Annotated in this window: 22 protein-coding genes; 5 read left to right on the top strand and 17 right to left on the bottom strand. The window is 48.8% G+C overall.

Annotation, left to right across the window (positions count from 1 at the left end; all coding sequences use genetic code 11):
- On the top strand, nt 1-3,235 hold a 3,235-nt coding region (locus PCH02S_RS23985; protein WP_127456622.1), incomplete at its 5' end, for an Lhr family helicase.
- Between the two features lie 56 nt (nt 3,236-3,291).
- Here the strand turns inward: PCH02S_RS23985 and nirD are convergent.
- The 3 genes from nirD to PCH02S_RS23970 form a co-directional block, all read right to left on the bottom strand.
- A complete protein-coding gene (gene nirD, locus PCH02S_RS23980; RefSeq protein ID WP_246069233.1) occupies nt 3,292-3,624 on the bottom strand; it encodes a nitrite reductase small subunit NirD in 333 nt (110 codons plus the stop codon).
- 25 nt (nt 3,625-3,649) lie between these two features.
- The gene (gene nirB / locus PCH02S_RS23975; RefSeq protein WP_127456621.1) at nt 3,650-6,070 is read right to left on the bottom strand and encodes a nitrite reductase large subunit NirB; all 2,421 of its coding nucleotides are present in this window, start codon (nt 6,068-6,070) and stop codon (nt 3,650-3,652) included.
- 298 nt (nt 6,071-6,368) lie between these two features.
- On the bottom strand, nt 6,369-7,610 hold the full coding sequence (locus tag PCH02S_RS23970; RefSeq protein WP_127456620.1) for a nitrate/nitrite transporter: 1,242 nt from the start codon (nt 7,608-7,610) through the stop codon (nt 6,369-6,371).
- Between the two features lie 467 nt (nt 7,611-8,077).
- On the opposite strand from PCH02S_RS23970, the gene PCH02S_RS23965 reads away from it, so the two are divergent.
- Both PCH02S_RS23965 and PCH02S_RS23960 read left to right on the top strand, forming a co-directional pair.
- Nucleotides 8,078-8,725: an ANTAR domain-containing response regulator gene (locus PCH02S_RS23965; RefSeq protein WP_246069232.1), complete on the top strand. Its 648-nt coding sequence runs from the start codon at nt 8,078-8,080 to the stop codon at nt 8,723-8,725.
- Complete coding sequence (locus tag PCH02S_RS23960; RefSeq protein ID WP_127456619.1) at nt 8,722-9,753, top strand: anthranilate phosphoribosyltransferase; 1,032 nt, start codon at nt 8,722-8,724, stop codon at nt 9,751-9,753. Before PCH02S_RS23965 ends, PCH02S_RS23960 begins: the two co-directional genes overlap by 4 nt.
- A gap of 200 nt (nt 9,754-9,953) precedes the next feature.
- Here PCH02S_RS23960 and PCH02S_RS23955 read toward each other — a convergent pair whose 3' ends face one another.
- Entirely contained in the window at nt 9,954-10,742 is a 789-nt protein-coding gene (locus tag PCH02S_RS23955) for a peptidoglycan-binding protein (protein ID WP_127456618.1), read from the bottom strand.
- Between the two features lie 109 nt (nt 10,743-10,851).
- Nucleotides 10,852-11,376, bottom strand: coding sequence for an HPP family protein (locus PCH02S_RS23950; RefSeq protein WP_246069231.1), 525 nt, complete (start codon nt 11,374-11,376; stop codon nt 10,852-10,854).
- 163 nt (nt 11,377-11,539) lie between these two features.
- Between PCH02S_RS23950 and PCH02S_RS23945 the strand changes: the two genes are divergently transcribed.
- Complete coding sequence (locus tag PCH02S_RS23945) at nt 11,540-12,514, top strand: GntR family transcriptional regulator (protein WP_164819715.1); 975 nt, start codon at nt 11,540-11,542, stop codon at nt 12,512-12,514.
- 46 nt (nt 12,515-12,560) lie between these two features.
- Here the strand turns inward: PCH02S_RS23945 and PCH02S_RS23940 are convergent, their stop codons facing one another.
- The 3 genes from PCH02S_RS23940 to PCH02S_RS23930 are packed head-to-tail and all read right to left on the bottom strand — an operon-like array spanning nt 12,561 to nt 16,056.
- Nucleotides 12,561-13,646, bottom strand: coding sequence for a Ger(x)C family spore germination protein (locus PCH02S_RS23940; protein WP_127456616.1), 1,086 nt, complete (start codon nt 13,644-13,646; stop codon nt 12,561-12,563).
- Nucleotides 13,643-14,716 carry a GerAB/ArcD/ProY family transporter gene (locus tag PCH02S_RS23935; protein WP_127456615.1) on the bottom strand — a complete coding sequence of 358 codons (1,074 nt, stop codon included), beginning with the start codon at nt 14,714-14,716 and terminating at the stop codon, nt 13,643-13,645. Before PCH02S_RS23935 ends, PCH02S_RS23940 begins: the two co-directional genes overlap by 4 nt.
- Nucleotides 14,713-16,056 (bottom strand): spore germination protein, encoded by a 1,344-nt coding sequence (locus PCH02S_RS23930; RefSeq protein ID WP_127456614.1) that lies wholly within the window; start codon nt 16,054-16,056, stop codon nt 14,713-14,715. The genes PCH02S_RS23935 and PCH02S_RS23930 overlap by 4 nt, the downstream gene beginning before the upstream one ends.
- Nucleotides 16,057-16,253: 197 nt before the next feature.
- Here PCH02S_RS23930 and PCH02S_RS23925 point away from each other — a divergent pair, with 197 nt between their 5' ends.
- Complete coding sequence (locus tag PCH02S_RS23925; RefSeq protein WP_164819714.1) at nt 16,254-17,243, top strand: ketoacyl-ACP synthase III; 990 nt, start codon at nt 16,254-16,256, stop codon at nt 17,241-17,243.
- 69 nt (nt 17,244-17,312) lie between these two features.
- On the opposite strand, the gene PCH02S_RS23920 is transcribed toward PCH02S_RS23925, so the two are convergent.
- The 9 genes from PCH02S_RS23920 to PCH02S_RS23880 are packed head-to-tail and all read right to left on the bottom strand — an operon-like array spanning nt 17,313 to nt 25,704.
- Nucleotides 17,313-17,546 carry a hypothetical protein gene (locus PCH02S_RS23920; protein ID WP_127456613.1) on the bottom strand — a complete coding sequence of 78 codons (234 nt, stop codon included), beginning with the start codon at nt 17,544-17,546 and terminating at the stop codon, nt 17,313-17,315.
- 15 nt (nt 17,547-17,561) lie between these two features.
- Nucleotides 17,562-18,998, bottom strand: coding sequence for a glycosyltransferase family 2 protein (locus tag PCH02S_RS23915; RefSeq protein ID WP_164819713.1), 1,437 nt, complete (start codon nt 18,996-18,998; stop codon nt 17,562-17,564).
- Complete coding sequence (locus tag PCH02S_RS23910; RefSeq protein ID WP_127456611.1) at nt 18,995-20,026, bottom strand: GT-D fold domain-containing protein; 1,032 nt, start codon at nt 20,024-20,026, stop codon at nt 18,995-18,997. Before PCH02S_RS23910 ends, PCH02S_RS23915 begins: the two co-directional genes overlap by 4 nt.
- Nucleotides 20,027-20,030: 4 nt before the next feature.
- Nucleotides 20,031-21,242 (bottom strand): CgeB family protein, encoded by a 1,212-nt coding sequence (locus PCH02S_RS23905; RefSeq protein WP_127456610.1) that lies wholly within the window; start codon nt 21,240-21,242, stop codon nt 20,031-20,033.
- Nucleotides 21,239-22,135 (bottom strand): dTDP-4-dehydrorhamnose reductase, encoded by an 897-nt coding sequence (rfbD, locus tag PCH02S_RS23900; protein ID WP_127456609.1) that lies wholly within the window; start codon nt 22,133-22,135, stop codon nt 21,239-21,241. The genes PCH02S_RS23905 and rfbD overlap by 4 nt, the downstream gene beginning before the upstream one ends.
- A complete protein-coding gene (locus PCH02S_RS23895) occupies nt 22,135-23,175 on the bottom strand; it encodes an NAD-dependent epimerase/dehydratase family protein (protein WP_127456608.1) in 1,041 nt (346 codons plus the stop codon). Before PCH02S_RS23895 ends, rfbD begins: the two co-directional genes overlap by 1 nt.
- A complete protein-coding gene (gene rfbC / locus PCH02S_RS23890) occupies nt 23,172-23,738 on the bottom strand; it encodes a dTDP-4-dehydrorhamnose 3,5-epimerase (protein WP_127456607.1) in 567 nt (188 codons plus the stop codon). Before rfbC ends, PCH02S_RS23895 begins: the two co-directional genes overlap by 4 nt.
- Entirely contained in the window at nt 23,735-24,946 is a 1,212-nt protein-coding gene (lhgO, locus tag PCH02S_RS23885) for an L-2-hydroxyglutarate oxidase (protein WP_127456606.1), read from the bottom strand. Before lhgO ends, rfbC begins: the two co-directional genes overlap by 4 nt.
- Nucleotides 24,943-25,704 carry a sugar phosphate nucleotidyltransferase gene (locus PCH02S_RS23880; RefSeq protein ID WP_127456605.1) on the bottom strand — a complete coding sequence of 254 codons (762 nt, stop codon included), beginning with the start codon at nt 25,702-25,704 and terminating at the stop codon, nt 24,943-24,945. The genes lhgO and PCH02S_RS23880 overlap by 4 nt, the downstream gene beginning before the upstream one ends.
- Nucleotides 25,705-25,720 lie beyond the last annotated feature (16 nt).

Here is a 25,720-nt window from a genome sequence, read left to right as displayed (position 1 = left end):
CGCCGGCCATGCCGTCGGCAGCGTCAGCCGCGGCGTGCTGCTGGCGCGCAGCCGCAGCCTGCTGCCGGAGCTCGCCGTGCTCAGCCGGCGGATCGCCGCGCGCGACATCGAGGCCATCCGCATCCCGCGGGGCAGCCTCGATGTCCTGGCACAGCAGCTCGTCGCGATGGCGTCGCTCAGCGACGAGCTGGATGTCGCGCTCCTGGCGCGCCTGCTCGCACAGAGCGACTCCTTCCGCGAGATGCCGCGGGAGCGCTGGCTCGCGATGCTGGAGGTGCTCGCGGGGTTATACCCCTTTGCGCGTCCGCTTATCGCATGGGATCGCGAAACCGGCCGCTTGGAACGCGTAGCGGCCTCGCAGATGGCCGCGCTGACAGGCGCGGGCACGATTCCTCAGAGCACGGCTTATCCCGTGCATCATAATGAAACCGGCCTTCATCTGGGCGAGCTGGATGAAGAGTTCATTCATGAATCGTCGATCGGCGACGTATTCCAGCTGGGTACGGCTTCGTGGCGCATCGTTCGCAAGCGCCCGGAGCGCATTTATGTGCAGGAAGCCGAGAACCGGTACAGCGAAATCCCCTTCTGGCGCGGGGAAACTGGCGGGAAATCCTATCAGCTCGGGGTTCAAACGGGGTTGCTTTGGCGTGAGCTGCGGGATCGCTTGAATGCGCAGTCTCATACAAAGGGAGATGTAGACGTCCAAGAATGGCTCATAGAGCAGTACTTTTTCGATACGGAAGCCAGTCATGCCTTGATTGGGCTCATTCGCAATCAAATTGCGGTCAACACGGTACCGACCGATCAAACGGTTGTTATTGAAACTTTCGCCGATGAACAGAACCAAACGCATTACGTGCTTCACAGCTTATTTGGACGGAAAGTCAACCGGACTTGGCTTATGGCGCTCGAGAAGCATCTGAACCAAAACGGACATCAGGCCATCTATACAAATGCCAAGGACAACGGCATCGAATTGATTTTTCCCAGCTATCAAGAAACGATTACGCAGGCTATCATGTCCCTTTCCTATAATGAAGCGGAACAATTGGTTATCGGAGCTGTCGCGGAATCCGGCATGTTCGGTGCGGCCTTCCAGCGGCTTGCGGAAACCTCCCTGCTGCTTTCCCGCAGTTTCACACGAATGCCCGCTTGGCTGAAAAGGCTTCGCGGCCAGGAGTTGATGAAAGAAGCGCTGCCCTACAAAGAGCGGTTTCCGCTCTTTCAAGAAGCCATGCGCGAATGTTTGGAAGAGCATGTCGATTTGGAGCATTTGCGAAGCATCCTGGAGGGGATGCAAGCAGGAGAAATCCACTTTGCGGTTCATCGCAACCACTTCCCTTCACCGCTGGCCGCTCAATTTCAATCCGATTATGTTGCCCAAAAAATCTATGAATCCGATAGCTTATCTCAGGATTTGCAAGTGGAATTACTAGGCTTCAGCCGGCAGATGGCCGCCGATATTTTTGGAGCGGAGACGGTTCGTAACGCGATAAATCCTCAAGTCCTGGAAGACGAAGAAACCAAACTTTCCTGGGCGGAAGAAGCATGGACATCTCCTCAACAAGTCTTTCGTTATTTAAAAGAACGCGGAGACGCTTCCGTCACCGAACTCGTCAAAGCTGGATCTACCACTGAAGCCTCAGCTCAGACATGGATAAAGGAACTGCTGGAGCAAGGCAAAACCTCCGCCATCTCCTTCACCGGCGAGACGCGTTATATATGCAGCGATGAAGTCACATTTTATACTTCGCTCACCTTAGATCCTCTTGCCAGAACGTTCATCTTCCAACGATATGCGGACGGGCGGCTGTCTTTCACAGCTGAAGAGCTCTCAGACCGCTACGAGCTGGAGATTGCGCATATTGAAAGCTGGATCGAAGAAGCTGTCGCTTCCCGCTTATTGGAACCTGCACCTTTCGCCGATCCTGAAGTGGAGTCGCTTTGGACAAGCAGCAAGGTCGCTTCCCGCTTAGTACGCCAATCTCTGCAGATTCTAAGACGCGAGAGCTCAGCTATTCCTCCGCTTACCTATCTGCTGCACATGCCGCTCATGCGTAAACTCATCAGCAGAACATATGTTCCCGGTATGGAGCAGCTGCGTGAAATCATCACCGATTTGCAAGGTTTCTTTTTGCCCATTTCACTCTGGGAATCCGTTTTCTTCCCGACAAGGCAGTTATCCTACCGGAAACAGGACTTGGATATGTTATGTTCATCAGGTGAAGTTATCTGGATAGGCCACAAGGAAGAGGGCGAAAAAGAAGGTCGCATCGCTTTCTTTCTAGCAGAAAGTTCCACACTATTCGAACCCTGCCTTGCCAGGATGCACCATAGACCTGCCTCTTCTCCGGAACTCCTGAGCCTTATGGAAGCCAAAGGGGCTGTGTTTCTCAGCAAGCTTGGCCTTGAAACCGGAAAAACCCCTTCTTTATTATTAGAAGAGTTGCTCCAACTTGTCTGGGATGGTCACGCGGCTAATGATCAGTTCGCGCCGCTGCGGCTTCATGCCACGGGCGTATCCTCTTCGAAGAAAGGGGACAAATTCCAATCAGGGCTTGGCCGTTGGTATGCCCTGAGCACACTGCATAATGAGGCCTTTGATAAGCAATCCTCCGCCATGCAGTGGACGCATCATCTGTTAGAGCGTTATGGTCTTATTACCAAGGACCTCGTCTCTGCGCTTTGTCCCTATCCATGGGAGGCGATTCATACCGCCTTGCGTCAATTGGAAGAGTGGGGGCTTGTCGTCCGAGGGCTGTTCATCACCGATTTGCATGCTCTTCAATTCGCGACGAAAGACTTTATTCGTCTTCTGCATCAGCCAATGGCACAAGGAACTGACCACTCGTCTTCTTTCACGCTAGTTAGTGCTGTCGATCCAGCCAATCCTTGTGGGCTGCTTGTTCCCTGGCCTGAAAAACCCGGTATTTCCTTCTCGCGCAAAACCGGCAATTACTTAGCTCTCAAAGGCAGCGAGTGGTTGTATTGGATCGAAAACAACGGGAAGCGCATCTACCAGCTCTCTGCAGAAAACCATGATTTAGCTGAGACTGCCCACGAGCTCAAGCTCATGTTCCGGCAACTGCTAAAACAGCATCAGCTGCGCAAAATCGTCATCGAGACATGGAACGGCGTCCGTATTTCCGATGCGCCTGAACAGGAAGTTTTGAAGCTTCTTGGCGCAGAAAAAGACCGTACCAACTTCGTTCTTTGGCCTAGCCAATTAAGCTGATACGGTCTTCTATGCACGGTTCGAGGGCAACGTTCGTCAGCACGTTGCTCGAGTGCTCATACCAGAAACCCAATGAATACAAGGCCATTATGAACTTTCGTCGAATAGGTCCGCACGCATCCCGTATCCGGGGCTTGCACGAGCCCCGTTGAAAGATGGATTTTGCGATCATGCATCGGACAGAAGACGTGCTCGTCACAGACGATACCTTCCGCAAGCACGCCTGCTTTATGTGGACAACGATTTTGAATTGCCGACAGTTTGCCGCTGTTCATCTTGAAGAGGGCTACTTCCTCCCCTTGATACCGAAACGTCTTGCCTGTATTTACCGCTAAATCCTCATAAGATACGGCCTCAACCCAAATCATTTGCTCTTCTTGTGTCTTCATGGTCTTCTCCTCCTGAGTGATTTCGTTAGGTAAGCTCGACGACTTCATAGAGATCGCGTTGAATTTTCTTGCTATCGATGGCTTGTTTCCAAGGGTCCTTCGTAACGGCAAGCGCTTGATCAATCCGGGCGCATAGTTGTTTGCGCTCTTCCTCGTTTTCTACAACAGCACGAATCTGCTCAATTCCCAAACGGTGCACCCATTCGCTTGTACGTTCGCCGTATTTCCCGGTTTCGCGATAATACTGCAAATAAGCTTCGGTATATTCAATAATGTCTTGTTCTGTTTTCACGGTTGTTAAAAGATCGCCGACGCGCACCTTCACGCCGCCGTTACCTCCGGCATACAGCTCCCACCCGCCATCAACGGAGACGATGCCCAAATCCTTGATACCGGATTCCGCACAGTTCCGGGGACATCCTGATACCGCGAGCTTCACTTTGGCCGGAGTATTTAAGCGCTCAAAACGCTTCTCCAGCTCGATGCCCACCGCCATGGAATCCCCTGTACCGAACCGGCAGAACGTGTCGCCGACACATGTTTTGACCGTACGCAGGGCTTTACCGTAGGCATAACCGGACGGCATATCCAGCGCTTCCCACATGGCCGTCAGATCTTCCTTTTTCACGCCTAGCAAATCTAGACGTTGCCCGCCCGTGAACTTCACAGTCGGAACATTGAACTGCTCCGCTACTTCAGCAATACGCTTCAATTCCGTCGGATTCGTAACGCCGCCATAAATCCGTGGAACAACGGAGTACGTACCGTCCTTTTGAATATTCGCATGCATACGCTCGTTAACGAAGCGCGAAGTGCTGTCGTCCTTATACGTTTCAGGGCTAATCATGCCCAGGTAGTAGTTAAGCGCAGGGCGGCATTTGGAGCAGCCCTCTTCATTTTTCCAACCGAGCACGCTCATGACTTCACGAACATGCGATAATCCTTTTTCACGAATCGCTTCGACCACTTCATCCCGTGTATGTGCTGTGCAAGAACAAATGGATTCTTTAACGGCATTTTTATCGTAGGAGGAGCCTAGCGTATAAGCTAACAAATCGCTGACAAGCGGTTTACATCCGCCGCAGGAACGGGAAGCTGTCGTGCAATTTTTCACCTCTTCAACTGAGGTCAAACCTTGATCTTTAATCGCAGAACAGATCGTCCCCTTCGTTACCCCGTTACATCCGCAAATAATCGCATCGTCTTTCATCTCGGCAACACCGGATGCTGCTCCGCCACCGCTCGCTGAATCCGTCAAAATCGCTGTTTTGGCCATCCCGCTGATATCGGTTTCCTCACGAATCATTTGCATGAGCCGCGTGCCGTCTGACGTATCTCCAAAGAGTACAGCACCAATAATTTTGTTGTCCTTAATGACCACTTTTTTGTACACGCCAGTGAATTCGTCATGAATTCGAATCGCTTTGGTGCCTTCTTCATCCACAAATTTCCCGCCAGAGAATACGTCAACACCTGACACTTTCAGCTTCGTATAAAGAACTGAGCCTTCATAAGGACCTGTTTCCACGCCTGCCAAATGCTTCGCTAACACAGCGCCTTGCTCGTAGAGCGGCGCAACCAGCCCGTAGGCAACGCCGCGATGCATCGCACATTCCCCAACCGCATACACATTAGGAACATTTGTTTGCATGTAGTCATTTACAATAATACCGGGATTGCATTCCACACCAGAATTTTTGGCAAGTTCTACATTTGGCCGAATCCCCACTGCCATGACGACCAGATCCGCATCCGTCATGGTGCCGTCCTTGAATTTCAAGCCGGTAACCCGTTTGTGGCCGACGATTTCTGCGGACTGCTTCGCCAGCAGGAAGTTAATGCCTTGTTCCTCCAGAGCTGCTTGCAGCATTTTGGACGCTGTGCGATCCAGCTGACGATCCATGATCGCGTCTGAGATATGAACGACATCCACTTTCATCCCTAGGTTCAGGAAACCTCTGGCGGCTTCCAAACCGAGCAACCCTCCGCCGATGACAACCGCCTTTTTATACTTTTTCGCGGAGTCCATCATGATTTCACAATCACGAATAGTTCGGTAGGCCATGACTCCTTCTTTATCTGCACCTGGCATTGGAATCATAAAAGGATTGGACCCTGTCGCCAAAATCAATTTATCGTAAGGAACGGTTATACCTTTATCGCTCGTGACCGTTTGAGCTGCGGTATCGAGTGCCGTCACAGTTTGGTTGGTATAAAGCGTTATATGGTTGTTTCTGTACCATTCATAAGGATGAATAACAATATCTTCAATGTTGGAATCCCCCGAAAGGACATAGGACAGCAAAATCCGATTATAGTTCGGATGAGGCTCACTCCCAAAAATCGTTACCTCATATTTATCCGGAGCAAGTTTAAGCAAATGTTCAACTGCATTAACACCCGCCATGCCATTTCCGACTAAAACCAACTTTTCTTTTTGAGTCATGGTCTCATCTTCCTCTCTACTGTGTCTATCTCTATATCCCATTTTGTTACCCATATCCCGTTTAAAAAGTCCATTCGGGAGCAGTGATCTGCTCGATACGGATACTCCCAAATGGCAATTATGGGATATGGAGATTAAGCAGCTCGGGTTGAACTGCCAAAGACGGCAAGTCGTAAACGTCTTTGCGCATACAGCCTGCAGAAGGGCGCAAGCTGCATGAGCAAACCCTTTACTTTCACTTGGAAGGAGCTGCTGATCCTGTTGTTAATTCCTCACAGGACCAGCATTCTGCCCATACTTAAGCATGCACGCTATCAATGGCTGGTGGAGCTGCTTTCACTTTACCGCCATCGCCAATCCAGCTGCGCTTCCATTGTCCTTGCACAGAGGCGATCAGAATCACGCAGCACACGGCAATTGCACTTAAAATAAGGAACCCTGGTGCAAAAGAACCTGTGGCCAATTTCACATTCCCGAGAATTTTAGGCAGGAAATATCCGCCCAAGCCGCCGGCAGCGCCGACAATACCCGTGACCACGCCGATTTCCGACTTGAAGCGTTGAGGCACAAGCTGGAAGACCGAACCGTTCCCCATGCCAAAAGCCATCATCGCGATGAATAACAAGACCGTTGTAACCGAAAGCGCCGGAAGCGTTGAAATCCCCGCCATCATTAATGCGACAACTCCATACAATCCCATCAACATCCGAATGCCGCCTAATTTATCGGCTAACCAACCGCCTACTGGTCGGAAGAAACTACCGCCGATTACGCATAGGGTTGTAAAATCAGCAGCACGTACCGGTGAAAGACCATATTGTGTATTAAAGAAGATGGTTAAGTAGGTGGACATGCCGACGAAACCGCCGAACGTTACGCTATATAAAATACAGAACAACCAGGAATCCTTCTGTTTCAAAACTCTGCCATATTCAGCAACGGTCTTAGGTGCTGGTTTATTCGGGCTGTTTTTAGCTAAAATACTGAAAACAACCAAAGTGACCGCTATTGGAATCATCGCAATACCGAAAACAACATGCCAATCGCCATAATGCTGGGCAATCCGGTTGGCAAAAAGCGTAGCGAAGATCGTCCCGCTATTCCCTGCTCCAGCGATGCCCATCGCCAGACCTTGATATTGCGGTGGATACCAGGAACTGGCTAACGGCAATGCGGCTGCAAAACTCGCCCCGGCAATACCGAGCATCAACGCTACGAAGTACATATCGCCCATCGTGTCAGCGAACTGCCATCCCCAGAACAATGGGATCAAGGTTAGCGCAAGTCCAATTTGACCTGTAAGCTTAGGACCAATCTTATCGGTCAGTACGCCAAGCACCAGTCGGAGTACCGCTCCACCTAATGTAGGCAAGGCAACGAGGTTTGCTTTTTCAGCAGCGTTCAAGTGGAAATCATTCGCGAGTACAACCGCCAAAGGCCCTAAAATCACCCATACCATGAAGCTCATGTCAAAATACAAGAATGAACTGAACAAAGACCCTTTGTGTCCCACTTGCAAAAAACTTTTCCGATCAACCATGTGCGTCCCTCTCCTTTTGAGGCTTTTCGCCTTCTTTTTTCCCTATCCTGTTTGCTCTCTGTCTGCACACCCATGGACAGAAAAGGCCGACAAACATACCCCTACATACATCGGGATGTTTGTCGGCCTCTTTGCCACTGCTGCCACATCTTCGTGAACAGCATGTTTCGTCGTATTTTGAAAAGTAAACATAAAAAGCCTATCCGGTTACGTATTTGTAAGGGGATAGGCGCCATTGCCTGCGTTAGGGGCACACCATTGTGCCGATTTCTAACTTGATTATAGTACGGCTTTGCACCTATGTCAATAAACGTAACACAAAAAAATTCAGGTCATCCATTCCACCTATTATATCGACAAAAATCAAATTCATATGCTATAGTAATGCCGTATAACCATTCAAACACCCAATAAACCTCACATGAAGTTACCATAGAGTAAAAGCTTACAACGATGGAGGTATTCAAATGTTGCAATCATTTATACTGATCGACGAGTTGAAGCAAACTCGCTCAGCTACCTCCTCACCATCAACAAACGAGATGAGCTATTCTAATCGTACACAAGCATCCATACCTGACGAGGTATTGAAAGACTTGGGCTTTCGCGTCTATACGGCATCCACAAGTAAAGAAGTTTCCTTCATCATTCCTAAAGTTGATGCTGTTCTATTAAGTGTAAGCCCCGATCAAGTGGAAACCTGGCGCAAACGCATATTGGCTGAGCGCAGCCTCCCCCTCTTCTGGTGGTGTGATTCGCACACTTTTCCTTCTAATGAATGCAGAATGGATGCAGGTATAGATGGTTTAATCGGTTCAACGATGAGTCCGCTTGAAATTCACTGCGCTCTGCTATTAGGCGTAAATCACTATTTTCATCGAACCGAATGGCAGCAGGAGCGCGAACAGCTTCTCTCCAAGCTGGAGGAGCGCAAATGGGTCGATCAAGCCAAGCGGATCTTATGCGAGATTAAAGGGATTTCCGAAGCGGAAGCCTACGACTTTTTGCGCAAACAAGCCATGAATGAGCGTAAACGTCTGGTAGATGTCGCTACCTCCATCGTCAAGGTGTACCAATTACTACGAGATCAGAATCAAGGAGGCCGCAAACGATGATATCTTTACTAAAAGAAGTAGGACGCGGAAAACGCGGAGCAAGAGATCTTTCGTATGAAGAGGCATCCCAAGCAGCAGAACTTATGTTAACCGGCGGCGCTACTCAGGCTCAAATGGGTGCATTTCTTGTAGCTGAGCGGATTAAGATGGAATCGCCGGATGAGATCAAAGCCTTCATCCACGCGCTTCGTAAACGTACGTTTTCCTATCCGATACCTGGCAGCATGGACTGTGCAGGACCTTACGACGGACGCACCCGCACGTTCATTGCGACCTTGCCGACCGCATTTGTGCTTGCGGCTTGCGGCCTCCCGACTACGCTGCACGGCAGCCCGAGCATGCCGCCCAAATGGGGCATCACGCTGACTGACGTGCTGGACGCACTTGGCGTTCCGGCGCTAACCTCGTCACGCGAGGCGCTGGTATCCGCAGCGGCGCGAACAGGCTTCCTATTCGCGCCTACTGAAAGCTGGTGCGCACCGCTTGGCGAGCTGCGCGAACTCCGCAAGGAGCTCGGCTTGCGGACTGTGTTTAACACCGCCGAGAAGCTGCTTCGTTTCACGGAGGCCCCGTTCATGGCCGTCGGTGTGTTTCATGGCACGGTTTTCGAGAAAATAACGAATTTACTCATCGAGCTGGGAATTACCAGCGGAATCGTTGTGCAAGGCATGGAAGGCTCTGAAGATCTATCCATCGAGAAACGTACGAGGACCTACGTCATTCAAAATGGCTCCAGTGAACTATTCATTGTAGATCCAGAAATTTATGAATTAATGGTTGAAGTGCCTGAAATTGAATGGACAGCGCAGCTGCAAGGTGAAACGGCGATGGCCGTCTTGCGCGGAGAAGCTGAACTTCCTTACTTGAACATGGTGCTGCTGAACAGCGCTGTTCGCCTCTGGGTTTCCCAGAAAGCCGGCTCCATTGAAGAAGGCATCTACATGGCCCGTCATGCGATCGAGCAAGGAAAAGCACTTCAGACCTACACCGAGTGGACAGAAGCGATTAAGCCGGTATCTGCAACTTAAGTAATATGACCTCCGCAGAAATTTTCTGCGGAGTTTTTTTATTAGGCCATGACCGTTAAGCGCTCACTAGCTGAAACACGTGCTTGCCCAGCGGGGATTTTGCCGGGATCCCCCGTATGCAGGCTGCCAATGATCCTCTCGTCAGGTTGTACCCAAAAAGCCCCTGCCCTTCGTTCAGGCAGAGGCTGACAGACCACTATTTACTTCCCGATAAACTGCTGGGTGAACATTTTACCGCACGGTCCTCCGGCGACAATACCGATACCAATGTGCGTGTAATCTTTGCTTAGAATATTCGCTTTGTGACCAGGCGAATTCATCAGCGCCTCATGCGCAGCTTGCACGGATTGATTACAAGCGATATTTTCTCCTGCCGCGTTATAGGTAATACCGAATTTCTCCATCATATCAAAAGGCGAGCCATATGTCGGTGAATCGTGAGAGAAATATTTGTTATCGACCATATCCTGGCTTTTGAGTCTTGCTGTCTTGGTCAGTTCAGGATCTGCGACTAGAGCAACTAATCCCACAGCAGCTCGCTCCTTGTTCACCAAGTCCAACATTTGCTGCTCCTCTGCCGTTAAATCCGCACTCGGAGGAGCTTGGGGTGCCGGTGCCGGTGCTGGCTCAGGCTGGGACGGTGCCGGTTCGGAACGCGGCGGGGCTGGGGCTGGCGGCGTCTGCTTCTTGGGAATTTTCAAATTTCCATAAGCCCATAGGATAGACTGCAGGGTTTGATCATCAACGTTTCCGGTAACCGGAAGGCCGTAACGGCTTTGAAAAGCTTTAACACCTGATTGTGTTTGATTGCCGTAGTAGCCTGTAATGGGTCCGCTATAGTAACCCAGGGATTTCAGCATCCCTTGAACCGCATAAACATCCGGCCCCTTGGCCCCTTTTCCATAGGCAAAAGCGGTCGTTGAGGTAGAGCAGAACAAAGCGATACAGATAAGTATGATCCAGACATGCTTTTTCTTGCCATGAAACATGCGTTTACGTTCACTCCCTGTCGTCGTCAGTATCATTCGCCCGACATGGGCGACTGCACTTAGAGTGACCTATTTTTTGGATTTTATCCATTTGCATGAATAATTTTAATCAATACCAAAAGGTCGGATACCTGCGCTTCTTATCCAGATTGTTAACGATCAAAGCAATGAATACGATAAGCACAGATCCAATCAATACCGGTGCAAACAGAAAGGACCAACTGCTGCCGCTTAAAATAACGACCAAAGGGTCAGCCCCGGCAGGGGGATGCGTTGTTTTGGTCAGCATCATCAAACCAATTGCCAAACCTACCGCTATGGCCATAACCCAAAAGCCTCGGCCAAACAGATGGAAAAAGATGAGTCCTACTAAGGTTGAAATCAAATGCCCTCCGATGATATTGCGTGGCTGAGACAGCGGTGCATCCCAAAGACCAAAAGCCAACACGCAGGTTGCACCAAATGGGGCCATGATCCAAGCATTCGCAGTCAAATCCGTTAGGAAAGCTAAAAGAGCTATGGCGATAAATCCCCCCATCGAGCCGATCAACGCATTTTTTGGAACCACTTTTAGCGGGCTTCTGTTTTGGGTTCTCATTTTCTGCCAAAATCCTGACTCGTTATGGATATTCATTTTGTTCACCACCTTTTCGTTATATAACTAGTCAACTAGTTATATAATTAATTTACCGACATGTCAACCGTCTCTTTCCTTCTATTATCACGCATTTTGTTGGATTTCGAAAGAGTAAGGGTTATAATATAACTAGTTAACTATGAAAAGGGGTTTTTTCACAGTGAAAGATGATAAAAAATATATTCTTCAGGTTAATCCCCAATTAACCTTTAACGTAAACACACAAATCAAAGAACAACTGAAATGGCTAATCGGCATTGAACAAATGGAAGCCGGCGATATGCTGCCGACGGCCAGTCAATTGGCGGATGAGCTTGGCCTCAATCGAAATACGGTTAACTGGGTATACAACCAATTGCGTGACGAGGGGCTTGTTTCCATACAGAAAGGACGCGGAACGCAGATCGCAGGCGGGTTCGAGACCAAACATCTCTTGGAAGAGCGCAAACCCATGCAGCAGCTTTTGAATGATACGATTCGCGAGGCCGCGGCTATGGGATTTGATTTGCCGTCCTTTTTCATCGCCGGTCTTGCCTACTCCTTGCTGCAGCCTCCTTCCCCTGCCCGCAAGCTGCGGATTTTGCTGGTGGAATGCCGAGGTCACGACTACCCTTTCTACCGGCAGGAAATCGAACGAGCAACCGATGGTGAAGTGGAGACTTTATTTCTGGGTGACAGTTCCCTTAATGAGGAAGTCGTAAAAGAAGCCGTTATGCGTTCGGACGTTGTTATTACAACCTTGAATCATGCCGAGGAAACCAAAGCATTGTTTGCTCGCTATGACAGTAAAGTGATTGTAATCGGTGCAACGCTTGAAGCCTCACAGCTGCTTGAGATTGCCAAACTGCAGGCGGGTACGCATGTCGCCTTTGTTTGTCTGGGTAGAACAGGCGGGGAATGGATGGCCAACCGGATTCGGGAAGCAGGGATTCATCAACTTCATGTTGATATTGCAGGCATGAACGAACCCGAACGTCTGAATGATGCTCTTCAGCACTCGCACAAAATTTACGCATCTGCCGCCGTATTTTCTGAACTGAAGAAGCTGCAGCCTGATAAAACATCGCTATTCCCTATGAAGCTGGAACAAAGCAGCGAGAATTTATTGCATGAAATAGCGGCGCAAAAGAAATAAATCCCCTGAATGGGGATTTATTTCTTTTGTATATAGAATTCGTCTCCTAGTTGGCAGGTTTTTTGATCTTATTCGGAGATTTTAAATAAATGCTGTTGAGTATGGTAACTTCTACCGTAATTTCGTGGTCCAAATCCAAATACCATTGTTGTTTCCATTGTTTAAGCTGTTCTTCGTTCATCTTTCTTCGAAAGAGCTGCCCTATGCCAAGAGCGTCTGATCTGTCACTTTTAAGCTGAGTTAGTAATTTATCAGCTCTTTTCTCAATGGCTTCTTTGAGCTTCGTTGTAATCTTCTCTTCAGTTTGTTCATTTTTATTCTCAATAATCTCTACTTTCAGCAGAATACGACTCTTTAATTGAGGTCCTGATGACGTCCAAGCGATGGCATGTTTGATACTTGCTCTTTTAATCTTAACACTGCTTTGATCGGCAATCTCGATGGTGCCGCCCGTATACTTCTCCTGAAAAATATTGTAGATCAATACTTCTTCTGTAGAAATTTGACCTACCATTTTATCTACACGAATGATGGCTGAGCCATCAAATCGATACAGCGTATCCGTGCCTTTTGTGAGAATCGGAATGGACATATCTTGTGTATAAGACTTGATATTCCGGTATGCTTCCCATAGGCGTATGATCGTACTTTCAGGTGTCCAGCCAGATTGCTCACTGAAAAAATCATAAGAAGATAGCTCTGGATTCGCTTTTATTTGATGATGGATCACTTCGTCGAAGTCCCCCCTAACAATCGCTAGCAACCCTTTAATGGAGATGTCGTTTGCCTGGATCGCGTAATCGATGATATCACCCATATCTTCTTTTGCCGTTTTTTCACAGACAAGAAACAATCGGATATGTAGAAGGTCGATACTTTTTTCTGCTTTTGTTCGAATGTTGTCAATTGCATTGGTGATTGTCGCGGAACTGCTCTCCATATACTGAGACCCTTGCTTCTCAGGACTAGGAATTTGCAAGACAATTCGGTAATCCTGATTTTTCTCCTTGCAAATTCCCATAACAACGGGCATGAGTCGCTTATTAATATCTTTGGTGTCCCAACAGCCTGTAAGGAGCGCGCTTAAGGTGCATAGCAACAGTATAACCGATAGGAATGAGCGATGGATCAAGCAGGTTTCCTCCTATACCTCAAACTCATGAAAATGACGGCAAGCGGTATACCTATAATGCTGTAAAAGCAGAGGTAGGTACTCACGTGAGTATAACGCGCCAAAGTATCAATATTGTCCAAATATAAGCTGAAGAAATAAGAAGGTATGGCAACGATGATGACAGCTATCCCCCTTTTCTGCTTTGACCTCTTCTTCATAAATAGCTTTTCAATCAAAGTTGCCATCATCCAGAAACTCACTGCTGCTTCAACCATCGCGATCGCAATCATCGCAATAACAAAAAAAGTAGGGAGCCAATCAAATACAACCCACTCACTGTCAACCGTATCTGATGTCAAAACATTCGGAAAGCGGAAATAGATAATCGATTCCTGACCGAAAATGAGCATGGGCACATAGACAGAGCATAAAGCAAAAATAAGAAGCACCCCTAAAATAGGAGCGACTTTACGCATTGGAAATTTGTAGTTCATTTTAACAAAACCTAAAAACAAGAAACCGGCATGAGCAAAAAAAGCAGAATAAAACATCGGCTTCTTGAAGAAACTCAAGCGTGTATCATAGATGGGAAAGATGTTGTCGAGATCAAAATTACTCATCGAGCTGACCAACGAGAAAATAACCAAAGGAAGCACGCAAATAAATACTAAGATCCCCCCGCGTGAAATGGCTTCGTAACCTTTCCATGCAATATACAGAGGAATAATATAAAGAAACAAAATGAAATACGTTGGGGTATTAGGAAGCAGAAGGATGCTGATCGATGCCATCTCAAAACTGTGCGTAATGTTGGAACTCAGAAAAAAATAGAGCAGCAAAGGAATAAGCAGAAGGAGAGCAAGCCATTTCCCCATTACAGTTGTACATATATCTACAATGTCCTTTCCAGGAAAAGCAGAAAGCCCCTTCACATATCCCCATACACAACACATTTCTATAAGAAAACCAACAAGAATAGGCTCCCAATGCCCTGAGGATGTGGCTTCAATCATTTTTACAGGATAGATATAAAAATACAACGAGAGATGAACGACTACGAACATCGTTAATAGGGCTCTATTGCTCATTCGGATCTCCCTCTTTTGGTGGAGAGGCTCAAATAAGGTACCCCAAACGTTGTAATCGTGCCAAGGTAAAAGCAAAACAAGACAATCGACGACATAAGCCCAAGTATGCCATACAAAGCGCTAAACAAGATTACGACGTACTTGTACAACCGAATGGAGACTGTGTTCATATATGTGCCCATCGTAAAATGCGCGATAGTCGAGCCGGCTACGACAATAATAAGAAAGTAACTGACTAACCGGGCTGAAACGACTGCCTGACCCAGGATAATACCCCCTACCATCGTAATGGTTGGACCAATACTTTTGGGAAGACGAATACTCGCTTCTATGACCATTTCAATGATGAACAGCATCATCAACAATTCCACAAGAACAGGATAAGGAACGCCCTCCCTGGAGTCTGTGATCGATACAGCCAGCTGAATACGCAAAAGTTCAGGGTTGACAGAATTGAGAACCACATATAATCCTGGCAAAGTAATGGCGATGATTAAACTAGTGATACGAATTATCTTGTATAAATACATAAACAGTTTCGGTTGGTCTTTATCCGTTTTTACATCCCAAAAATCCGAAATAATAGAGGGAAACGAAAGTGAGAACGGAAAATGATCCAATAGGAGCACCACTCGGCCTTCCATTAAGTTATGTTTGGTAGTGACAGGAAGCTCAGAAGTCGTATAAGTAGGAACTAGACTATAACTAGGCTGTTTGAGAGCTTTGAGTAGTCCTTGAACATCAGAAATATCCATCATGGCGTTTTCATTCAAATAGGTATCGATGAGTTGAACGATCTTCGGATCGGCTTGACCTTCCACATAAAGGACAGCTACTTCACGAGGAAGATCCGTACCAAGGGTGTAGTTCTGAACATGCAAGTTTTTGATTCTCATTTTTCTGCGAAGGAGACTTATGTTGACATACATATCTTCCGTAAAAGCATCTAGTGAGGTTTGGATCGGATTCTCCGTTTGGGCTTCCACAATGCTTCGACTGTTGTTGACCGAAGAGGGCTCTATCACGATGTTGTCGTAACCTTCTTGGGGAAAAATAATCAACATCCCTACTAATATAGCGTTCACAAGCTCGGTTAAAGAGACATTCACTCTCGTTGAAGGAGATAACGCGATTTGGTCGATCGGGCTATCCACGCCATGTAAATGTGACAATCTCGTTATTAATGTGTCATACGTTTGTTCATAATGAACCAGTGTCTCCAAATAGCATACTTGGACTTGATCTTGATAAATATGGACTTCCCTATGTACAAAATCAGAATTAAGCTCAAAAATTTGATCGATATAAGTGAGTTTTGCTTCCCTTGTCGAGGTGTTCATCTCTCATCTCGCCTTTTACATGTAATTTCCTCTTCTTTTAATATCCTCCGTTTGTGTGTGAATTACTCCGAATTTACAAGGTCAAATCGAAATAATTGAGCAAAACAACACATTGACAGCAATCACATTTTACAGTAAAGTTGAATTATAATTAGTACCTGGTACTAATACTTGATAATAAAAGGAGCGAGCTTCTTATGCCTGTCTCAAATCCCTTGAATGCCCGTATTTCAGCAATAGGCAGTTATGTGCCTTCGCATATTTTAAGCAACGCCGATCTTGAAGCTATGGTGGAAACCAACGATGAGTGGATTGTTCAACGCACTGGCATGCGGGAACGCAGAATCGCCGCTGCCGAGGAATTCACTAGCCATTTATGTATAGCTGCCGTCCAAAACATGCTTGACCGATATCCGGAAGCGCTGAACGATGTGGATCTGGTCATTGTCACTACGCATACGCCAGACCTGCCATCAACACCGGTAGCTTGCATGATTCAAGCTCATTTCGACCTCCCTGCTGTCGGCGCCTACGACCTTAACGCCACCTGCGCAGGGTTCGCCTATGCGGTCCATACCGCTAGCGGACTAGTCGCGGCAGGCTTGCACCGCAAGGTGCTCGTGGTCGGCGGCGACGCGATGTCCAAAATCACCGACTATACGGACCGGTCGACCTGCATTCTGTTCGGCGACGGCGCAGGAGCCGTGGTGGTGGAACGCGAGGAGGAGCATCCGGCATTCCTGGCTCATCATGTTGGCTCAGACGGCTCCGGCGGCAAGCATGTTTATCGCACCGGCCTGTCCGAACAGTGGCAGGACATACCGCTCACTGGCGGCGGAAAGCTAGTCCAAAACGGCCGCGAAGTTTATAAATTTGCGGTATCGACCGTACCGGAAGGGATTGAGCACTTGCTAGCCAAAAGCGGTCTGCCGCATTCCGCGATTGATTGGTTCATCCCGCATAGCGCTAATCTGCGGATCATTCAGTCGATTTGCGAAAAGAGCGAAATTCCTTTCGAGAAAGCTCTATACAGCCTTGAGTATTACGGCAATACCTCTGCAGCCTCTATTCCTCTGGCGCTTGATTTAGGCGTAAAAGATGGCAGGGTGCAGGCAGGTGATACGCTCCTGCTATACGGTTTTGGCGGGGGACTAACGCACGCTGGACTTATTTTACGTTGGGGATAAACGCTCGGTCTAAGTTAAACAAAGGAGGCGGCAGCATCCACATGCCACAATCAAGCTGCCGCCACTTGCTTAGGAGGCTGAATAGAGATGGTCGAAGCCTTGTTCGAAACCTTTGTGAAACCCATCCATATACCCTCTATCGTATCCATTGTCAAAGCCCTTATCGAAGCCTCCCCGATGTGTCAGGAGTGCTTTGGCAGGGCGATTTCTTTTTCTCAGGAGCACTTTTTTGCCGCGAACCGGCTTCGCTTTCTTGAGAAGCTTGCCAGCAGCCTTTCTGCGCACAGATGACTTCACTTTCATAGATTCCTCACTCCTTTAGACATTATTCGCCACGATGATAGCGGGGGCAATAATCGGCAGCGCTGGCGCAAACCGATGAAAGTCATCCCAGCTCATGGCCGTTTGGTGACGCAGATCCAAATTCCAGTAGCGCAGCGGCCAATCGTTAATGAATCGCTGCATTTTACCGTTTTTGATTTGATAGACGACATGATCTTCGGTCCGTGCAAGCGCACCTTCCTGCAAGTGCCCATCGACGTAAACGCCCTGTGCAAGAGCAGCAAGCTTGTTCTGTACGTCATGTTGCGATAAGGAATGTCCCTTCGGCCAGCTTCGCAGATCGACTTGCGAAACGCGGGTAGCCGACAAAAGATGCGACTCCCCTTCGATCGGGTGGCGGTGGCCATTCTCAATCCAATAGAGCTCGGATGTTACCCCTCGCACAACGATATGGCTTGGGTAGAAATCAACCATCGCTGCACTTCCGCCACCGAGCTTTTGGTGGACTTCATGCAGCAAACTGTGGGTTTCTCCCCATTTTCGCGCGTAAAACTCCAAATTTCTGCCATATACTTCTTCAAAACGCTGCTCGCCCAACGCTTTGATCGAGACGCTTCCGACATGATGAATGAAGGTATCCATAGCAATAACAAGTTCTAATCCCATGATGCGCGTTCGAAAACCGAAGTCGTCATCCTCGCAGTTTCCAATCTCAAAGCCTTCATCCAAATACCCCAACCGCTCGAAAACCGCGCGACGCATAAGGACACAGAAGCCTGTTAATCTCGTGGTCACATGCCATTTGGCAGGGTTCGACTGATTAAAGTTTGCAGCGAAATGGTGCATTTCCTCCGTGGAGGTGTAATTCGTCTGCAGCAGCTGCTCGCCGCTAATGTAATTCGTCATCGGGCCGACAAGCCCGAATTTCTCATTACTGTAAAGGCAAGTCAGCATATTTTTCAGCCAATCCTTGGTCACAATGGTGTCATTGTTTAAAAACAGCAGGTTGGAACCGCGCGCCATCCTTAAACCTTGATTCGTCCCTCCGGCGAAGCCGAGATTGGAAGTAAAGATTTTGTAGCGGATTTTCCCCGTCAGGGACTTCAAGTACTCGGCCGTATCATCCGTTGAGGCATTATCGATGACGATGAGTTCGAAGGGCTCCGGCGTATATTCATAAATGCTTTCGATACAATTCTGGAGGTGGTGGCGCTGATCATTCGTCGTAACGATGATGATGCTCGTTCCCTGAAACTTCGAGGGGGTTACCCCTGCATCCCAGCCAAGCTGGAAGGCATGATCGTGCGCGCTGTCATAAGCCATGTTAAAACCTTCATTGTAACCGCGATTATAACTTGCTTGGGAGGAGGCAACCTTACCCGGCTTGCCTACCCTGCCCAGTTTGCCGAGCTTACGAAACTTGCGGGATTCGCCCATGGGTTTGTTGACACGTCGCTTCACTGCTGTTCTCATCGGTAAGGAGCCTCCCCTTTCACGATAGAGTCCGCCAAATGCCCGAAATCGATCGCTACTTTCCCCATACTCGACGCAATCCATTCGGAAATAATGACAGCCGAGATCCCTGCGGAAACCAGCGCGATATCAAAATCATAACCGGCGATGTTTTCCTTAATGTGCGGGATATCCTTCACGCCATGGACCGGCGTAATCTCGCCAACAATATTCACGCCGTGCGCGCGAAGCACTTCTGCCAAATGCGGCGCTAAGTTGCCAACCAGCAGCACCCTTCTGCTCTGTGTAATCCGTGACAGATACCCCTCGTGATAGATATAATAATTCACCAGCGAATCCGTCAAAGTAAGTTCATGGTAGTTTATATGTTCCGCTTTAAACACCGCGAACGCGAGCGGTTGGAAATTGCGCACCCGCAGCTTCGGAATACCTACGACGCTAGCTCCGCGAATCGCCTGCACTAGCTCCGCTTTAATTTCCAAATCCGGTACTTCTACGCCGGCATATGAGAGAAACGGACCGTCTTGCTTAATCTGCTCAATCGGTAAAATGGTCTCCTGCGCTAGGGTAAGCAGCTCCCCGTCACCTAGTCGGACGAGGGAAAATGGCGCTCTGGCGTCAAGCGCAGCGATGATCCGGTCTCCCAGATCCCTTGCCGTAAGCAGGTGATAGATGTGCGGCCGCAAATGTTCCACGCCGGCGGCAACAATCTGCTCAATCGTAATTTCGGGCAGGATCTGGTAGTCCGGGAGCAAGCGATCGACGATCGCATCGCCCCCATCATGTTTTCCATCCCGGTGCCCTTTATCGAAACCTTTGTCATACCCCGCATTATACCCCTGGTCGTAGACGGTCACGGTTTCAATCGGCATGAGCCTTGTCAGCGGCAGCGCGGCAAGTCTCCGGCGTTTTTTCTTTTTGCGGAGAGAAGAGAATAAGCCTTTGCGCTTGCGAGAAAGCTTGCCTCGCCGGAAGGAGATCACTTTGCCTAACTTCTTAGCGCTTTGTTTCTTTTTTATGGGCAACATACGTTCACCCGCCTTTGTTCGTTATCGTTAACAATTCATTTAATCGTTTGCGATACGTATGATCCTTCAGCGTCCGCGCCAATCCTCGCAATGCGATATGCTGCCGCTCTTCTTCATGGGCTAAATAGTACTCTATTTTCTGGATAAGCTCCTGTGGGGAACTGAAGGTGTCAATCTCTTCCCCAGGTTTATAGAAGGTTGTCAATTCGTCACGGACATCCGTTAATTGCAATGTGCCCGCTGCTGTAATGTCAAAAAGCCGAGGATTAGGCGAGAAAGCGGGGATTTGCCTGCTGTTGCTGTTATGGGATTTGTCATCTGTCGCCCGGTGAAGATTGATCACGATTTTGGCCCCATGGTAATACTTCATCGTATCTTGCGGGCTCAACCATAAGCCTTGAATTTTGGAAGACAACTTGTCGTAAGAACTTAGCCGATCCCACCAATAACCGTTAATCATCACGTCCTTGTGCTGCAGATAATCGGCTATTTCATCAATGAACGCAACCCTATTCCAGAAAGCTGTGCCAATGAAACAAATATCTTTGCGAAAATTCGTAGGTACATAGTCCAGCTTCACGGAATCCGGATTTATGCCGAACGGCAAATAATGCACATTCTGGCAGCCGAGTGCCTTATAAGGCTCAACACAGCTTTTCTCCAGGGTGAATACATAATCAAAGTGCGGGACGAGTCCGGTCGACTGATCTGAATGATACGGATCATCCGGCAGCCAAATCGCCGTGCGAATGCCATGCGCCCGAATGGCCTGCACCACATCTCCCGGCAAGGATTGCCCAATGGCATCGAGCACAAGGACAAGGTCCGGCCTTGTCTCCGCCGCAATTTGAACAAGAGGGTCAACGGGATTCACGACAATGACTTCTCTCACCATGTCCCGCAGACTAGCCTCGATCCCTTCATCCATCGCGGTATAAGGCAGTCCGTTAGCTCTAACGAACATCACCTTCAAATCCCAGATAATGCCCCGCTCCTGCGGAATGTCCCGCATGATGCTTTGGCAGCGTCCCATGTGAAAACCATGCGACCAGCCTTTTCCGTACCCCTGGTCACTCCCTCTTCGCCATTCATCCCGGTAGCGAGACAGGGGAGCCGGCTGCTTCTTCACTTTCACGGCTCTGCGTACACGTCTTCTCTGATTTTTCAGCGGTCTGATCGGCAACTTCTTCGATTTCACGGCTCTTAAAGCGCTCATTCCATCTCACCTCCATGGATAACGACATATCCTTTGCGCTGCAAATACTGCTCCAAGGCGCTTTGCCAGCTTCTCATCGGATAAATACGATTCAGTTTGTTGTTGTCCAGCACACTGTATAACGGTCTGCGCACTTTGGCAGCGTACGCGCTGTTCATTATCGGTATCGTCTCGCAGGTAATCCCGCAAAATGCAAACGTTTGGACTGCCAGCTCATACCAGCTGCAGGCTCCTTCACCCGAACAGTGATACACACCGTAATCCGTTATCTCTTTTTCAAGGAAAACCCTCACAGTTTCAGCAACATCTTGTGTATGCGTAGGTGACATGATGACATCCTGAACAACCGAAATAGGTTTGCCTTGTTTCGAAAGTCTAATCATTGTCTCTACAAAATTGCCGCCCTTCCCACTGGCCCCAGCTTCGCCAAACAACGAGGATACACGAAAAACAAAGTAGGTATCCAAGTAAGCTGCAATAGCTTCCTCTCCTGCTGCTTTACTGCTGCCGTAAGCATTCAGGGGGCTCACCCGGTCTTCTTCCGTATATGGCGCTTGCTTGCTGCCGTCGAACACGTAATCCGTGCTGAAATGAATAAAGAGCGTGCTATTCTGTTTGCAATAAGTCGCCATACGCAGAACGGCAATGGAATTAATGCGGAGAGCTTTGAGCGGATCGGCTTCACACTGTTCCGTGTTATGAAACGCCGTGCAGTTAATGAGCACGTCAATGCGGCCAAGCTTTTCAAGAATGGGGATAATCGTTTCTGTATTCTCCACATCCAGCATATCCCTCGTGACCGGGATGATCTCGAACTGGCTGTTTTCCTGCAATACCCGATGAATATCGGAGCCTAGCTGGCCTTTGGCGCCTAGCAGCGCGATGCGTTTCATTACTCGCTCGATCCTTGAATATCCAAGATACCGCCATAGAGCGTAACGTCCTTAATAATTTTGTGCCACTTGATAAGCTCGCTGTACCAATCCAGCGTAATCGTTTGATCCATGCTTGGTACCTCGCCTGCAGCCAGAGCGTTATAAATCTCTAATGCCCCCTGTGCAGCCGTCCATTTGCCCTGCCAACCCAAGGCTTTCTCGATTTTGTCAAAATTAACGCGATAGGAACGGTGATCGGGCGCTCCATACCAGGCAATCGTTACAGGTTTAGGAATGACTGCGGTAATTTCTTGTGCTAATTGGCCGAGCTGATAATTGTTGCTGTCCGAACCCACGTTGTAGATTTCGCCGTTAATGACTTTCGGATCAGCTTCCAGCAGCAAGCACATGACATCCGTTGTGTCCTGAACATGAACGAACGGTCTCCACTGAGAACCGTCTCTCATTAAGGGAATAACCCCATTCTGATAAGCGCCTAACGCCATGCCATTAATGGCCAAATCGAAGCGAAGTCGGGGAGAATGGCCGTAGACAGTGGCCTGCCGAATGACAACGACGGTGAAGGCCTCATCAGCTAGCGGAAGCACGCCGTGTTCCGCCATTTCGTTTGCTTTGGCATATGTCGTGAGCGGGTTTGTCGGCGAATTTTCATCGACGATGACTTCCGGCGCCTGGAAGCCGTATAAGCTGCAGGAAGACGGGAGAATGTACCGCTTCACGCCAAGTTTCTTCGCTTTATGTGCCGTGCTCACACGGGAAATATGGTTAATCTGGTGCGTTGCTTCCTGAAACAACTCACCGCTCGGATCGTTGGAGATCGCCACTAAGTCAATGACGGCATAAACGTCAGCGAAGGCTTCCTCTTTCAGACGACGGGAGTCCTCTTTGATCGTTACGAGATTCGGATGCTGCGGGAGCTTATCGATACCGAAGAAAAAGCGGTCAACTGCCTTAACGGCATAACCTTTATCCAGCAATTTCGGCACCAGCACACTGCCGATGTACCCGCCCGCTCCCGTGACCAAAATGGTTTTCATGATAAGTCCCCTCCATAAACAAAGTCATTGTCCGCTAGCGCAAGCGTAGGCTGCTGACGATCCCTATCCGACAAGATCGGATTCGATACAGGCCAATCGATACCAAGGGCAGGATCATTCCATGCGATGCCTCGGTCATGCTCCGGGGAATAATAATCATCCACTTTGTACAGCAGCTGCGTATTCGGAACCAAGGTGCATGCGCCATGGGCAAAGCCCTTCGGAACCAGGATTTGCCGTTTGTTTTCCGCGCTTAGGATAACGCCGACCCACTGTCCATAAGTCGGGGAACCTTTGCGGATATCAACAACGACGTCATAAACCGCACCGGATACAACGCGAACGAGTTTCGTTAGCGCTTTCGGCGCCAATTGGTAGTGCAGGCCTCGAAGCACCCCCGATTCTACGGAAAGGGAATGATTATCCTGAATAAAGGCATGATGAATGCCCTCGCCAGCTAACGTTTGTTGGTTGTAACTTTCCATAAAAAAACCGCGATGATCACCATGCGCTTTCGGTTCGAGCACCAGGACCCCCGGCAGCTTGGTCGAAATCACTTTCATGAAAGGGCTCCTCCTCGTTGTTTCATAATATGATCCACGACATAAGCGGCAAATGGCATCGAACACGTAAATGCCGGTGAGACCGCATTGAGTACATGCATCGAGCGTTTGTCGCCTTCGATGACAAAATCTTGCACAAGCTCCAAGGTTTCAACGTTGAGCAGCTGCGCTCGAATACCCGGTCTGAGAAAATGTCCGAAGCCCTTGGGGTCGATTTCTCTGACCATTCCCATCCCTAAACCGATGAAATAGGATTTGATATACTTGCGCATTTCCTGAAAGGCCAAGCGTCTAAAGTGAAACGAATTTGTGATAAACAGCTTCAGCTCAAAGCCGACAATTTGCAGAAATTCCTTCAAGTTAAAGCCCTGCAGCCCTTGGTAATTTTCCCGCCAAAAAGCCGGCATTGCCGTAGGCCCGATCTTAATGCTGCCATCCACCGTTTTGGTATAATGAACCCCGAGAAATGGGTTTTTCAAATTGGGAACGGGATAGATGTTCGTGACGACATCCGTTTTGTTTTTCGTATATTTCAAGTAAATGCCTTTGAACGGAATGATCGTATATTTCCCTCCGAATCCGAAATCATGGGCAATGCTGTCGGCGTAAAGCCCGGCGCAATTGATCAAATAATTGAACTTGAAGGTGCCTGAGCTCGTAAAAAGGAGATCTCCCCGGTGCTTGCGATATTTCGTCAAGAAATGGAATTCTACACCGTTCTCTACATTTTCACGCTTCAGAGTCCTGCAAACTTCTACGGGATCAACCGATGCCGTTGTTGGTGAATACAAAGCTTTCCGGTATGTCTTCGCATTCGGATCAATGGAAGCAATCTCTTGCTCATTCATCCAGGTGAGCTGCACGCCATTGATGTCTGCGCGCAGCTTCAGCTCTTCCAGGCCGGCTAACTCCGTTTCATCTTTGGCGACGACCAGTTTGCCGCATTCATTCAACTGCAGGCCGTTAAGCTTACAGTAAGCTCGCATGGCCTGATTGCCTTCTTTCGTGAACTTCGCTTTCAAGCTGTTCGCTGAATAATAGAAGCCGGCGTGCAGAACTCCGCTGTTGCGTCCACTTGCATGTGCAGCCACATCGGACTCTTTTTCCAGGATGCAAATGGACACTTCTGGCTCTCGTTGCTTCAGCTCACGGGCGATCGTGAGGCCAATAATCCCCGCTCCGATGATGATGTAATCGTACTTCCTCACTTGTCATCACCGGCGCCCGACTTGGGTGCTGCAGCCTCAACGTTCGGATATTCGCGCAGCTTATCGGACGCTTCGAACCAAGAAGGAAAGGTGCCGGCGTCGATCCACCACCCTGTCAGCAAGTGATAGCTGAGCTTGCCTTGACTCGCATATAGGTTATTCACATCGGTAATCTCCATCTCGCCACGCGCAGATGGCTCTACCGTCTTAATCAAGTCGAATACCGTAGAATCGTACAGATAAATCCCTGTGACGCAATACGAGGATTGCGGATGCTCGGGTTTCTCTTCAATCCGCTTGATCAGATCGCCTTCCATGACCGGAACCCCGTATCTTCTGGCGTCCTCTACTTCCTTCAGAAACACTTTGGCTCCTTCCGGCTGAGTTTCAAATTGCTTCACGTACCCAGCCAGCGAATCCTCGAACAGATTATCGCCAAGCAGCACAAGCAGCTTCTCGCCCGGGTGCACGAAGTTGTGGGCAAGCTCCAGCGCATCGGCAATGCCGCCGGCCTCTTCCTGTATTTTGTAGGAAATGTTAACGCCCCACTCCTTCCCGCTCCCCAGAAATTCCGTATAGAGGGATACGGAGTGTTTACCCGTGATCAGAAGGATATCGGTGATTCCCGCTGCTCTCAGCTTCTCAATCCCATAATAAATCATAGGATATTTACCGACGGGTAGAAGATGTTTGTTAATCATTTTCGTCAAGGGTCGCAGACGTGTGCCAGTTCCCCCCGCTAGAATGACTCCCTTCATAGCAACGACATCCTTT

It is taken from the genome of Paenibacillus chondroitinus NBRC 15376, assembly GCF_004000765.1.
In the GTDB taxonomy this organism is placed as follows: Bacteria; Bacillota; Bacilli; order Paenibacillales; family NBRC-103111; genus Paenibacillus_E; species Paenibacillus_E chondroitinus.
Note: the sequence above shows the minus strand (reverse complement) of the source record. Positions and strands in the feature narration are given on the sequence as shown.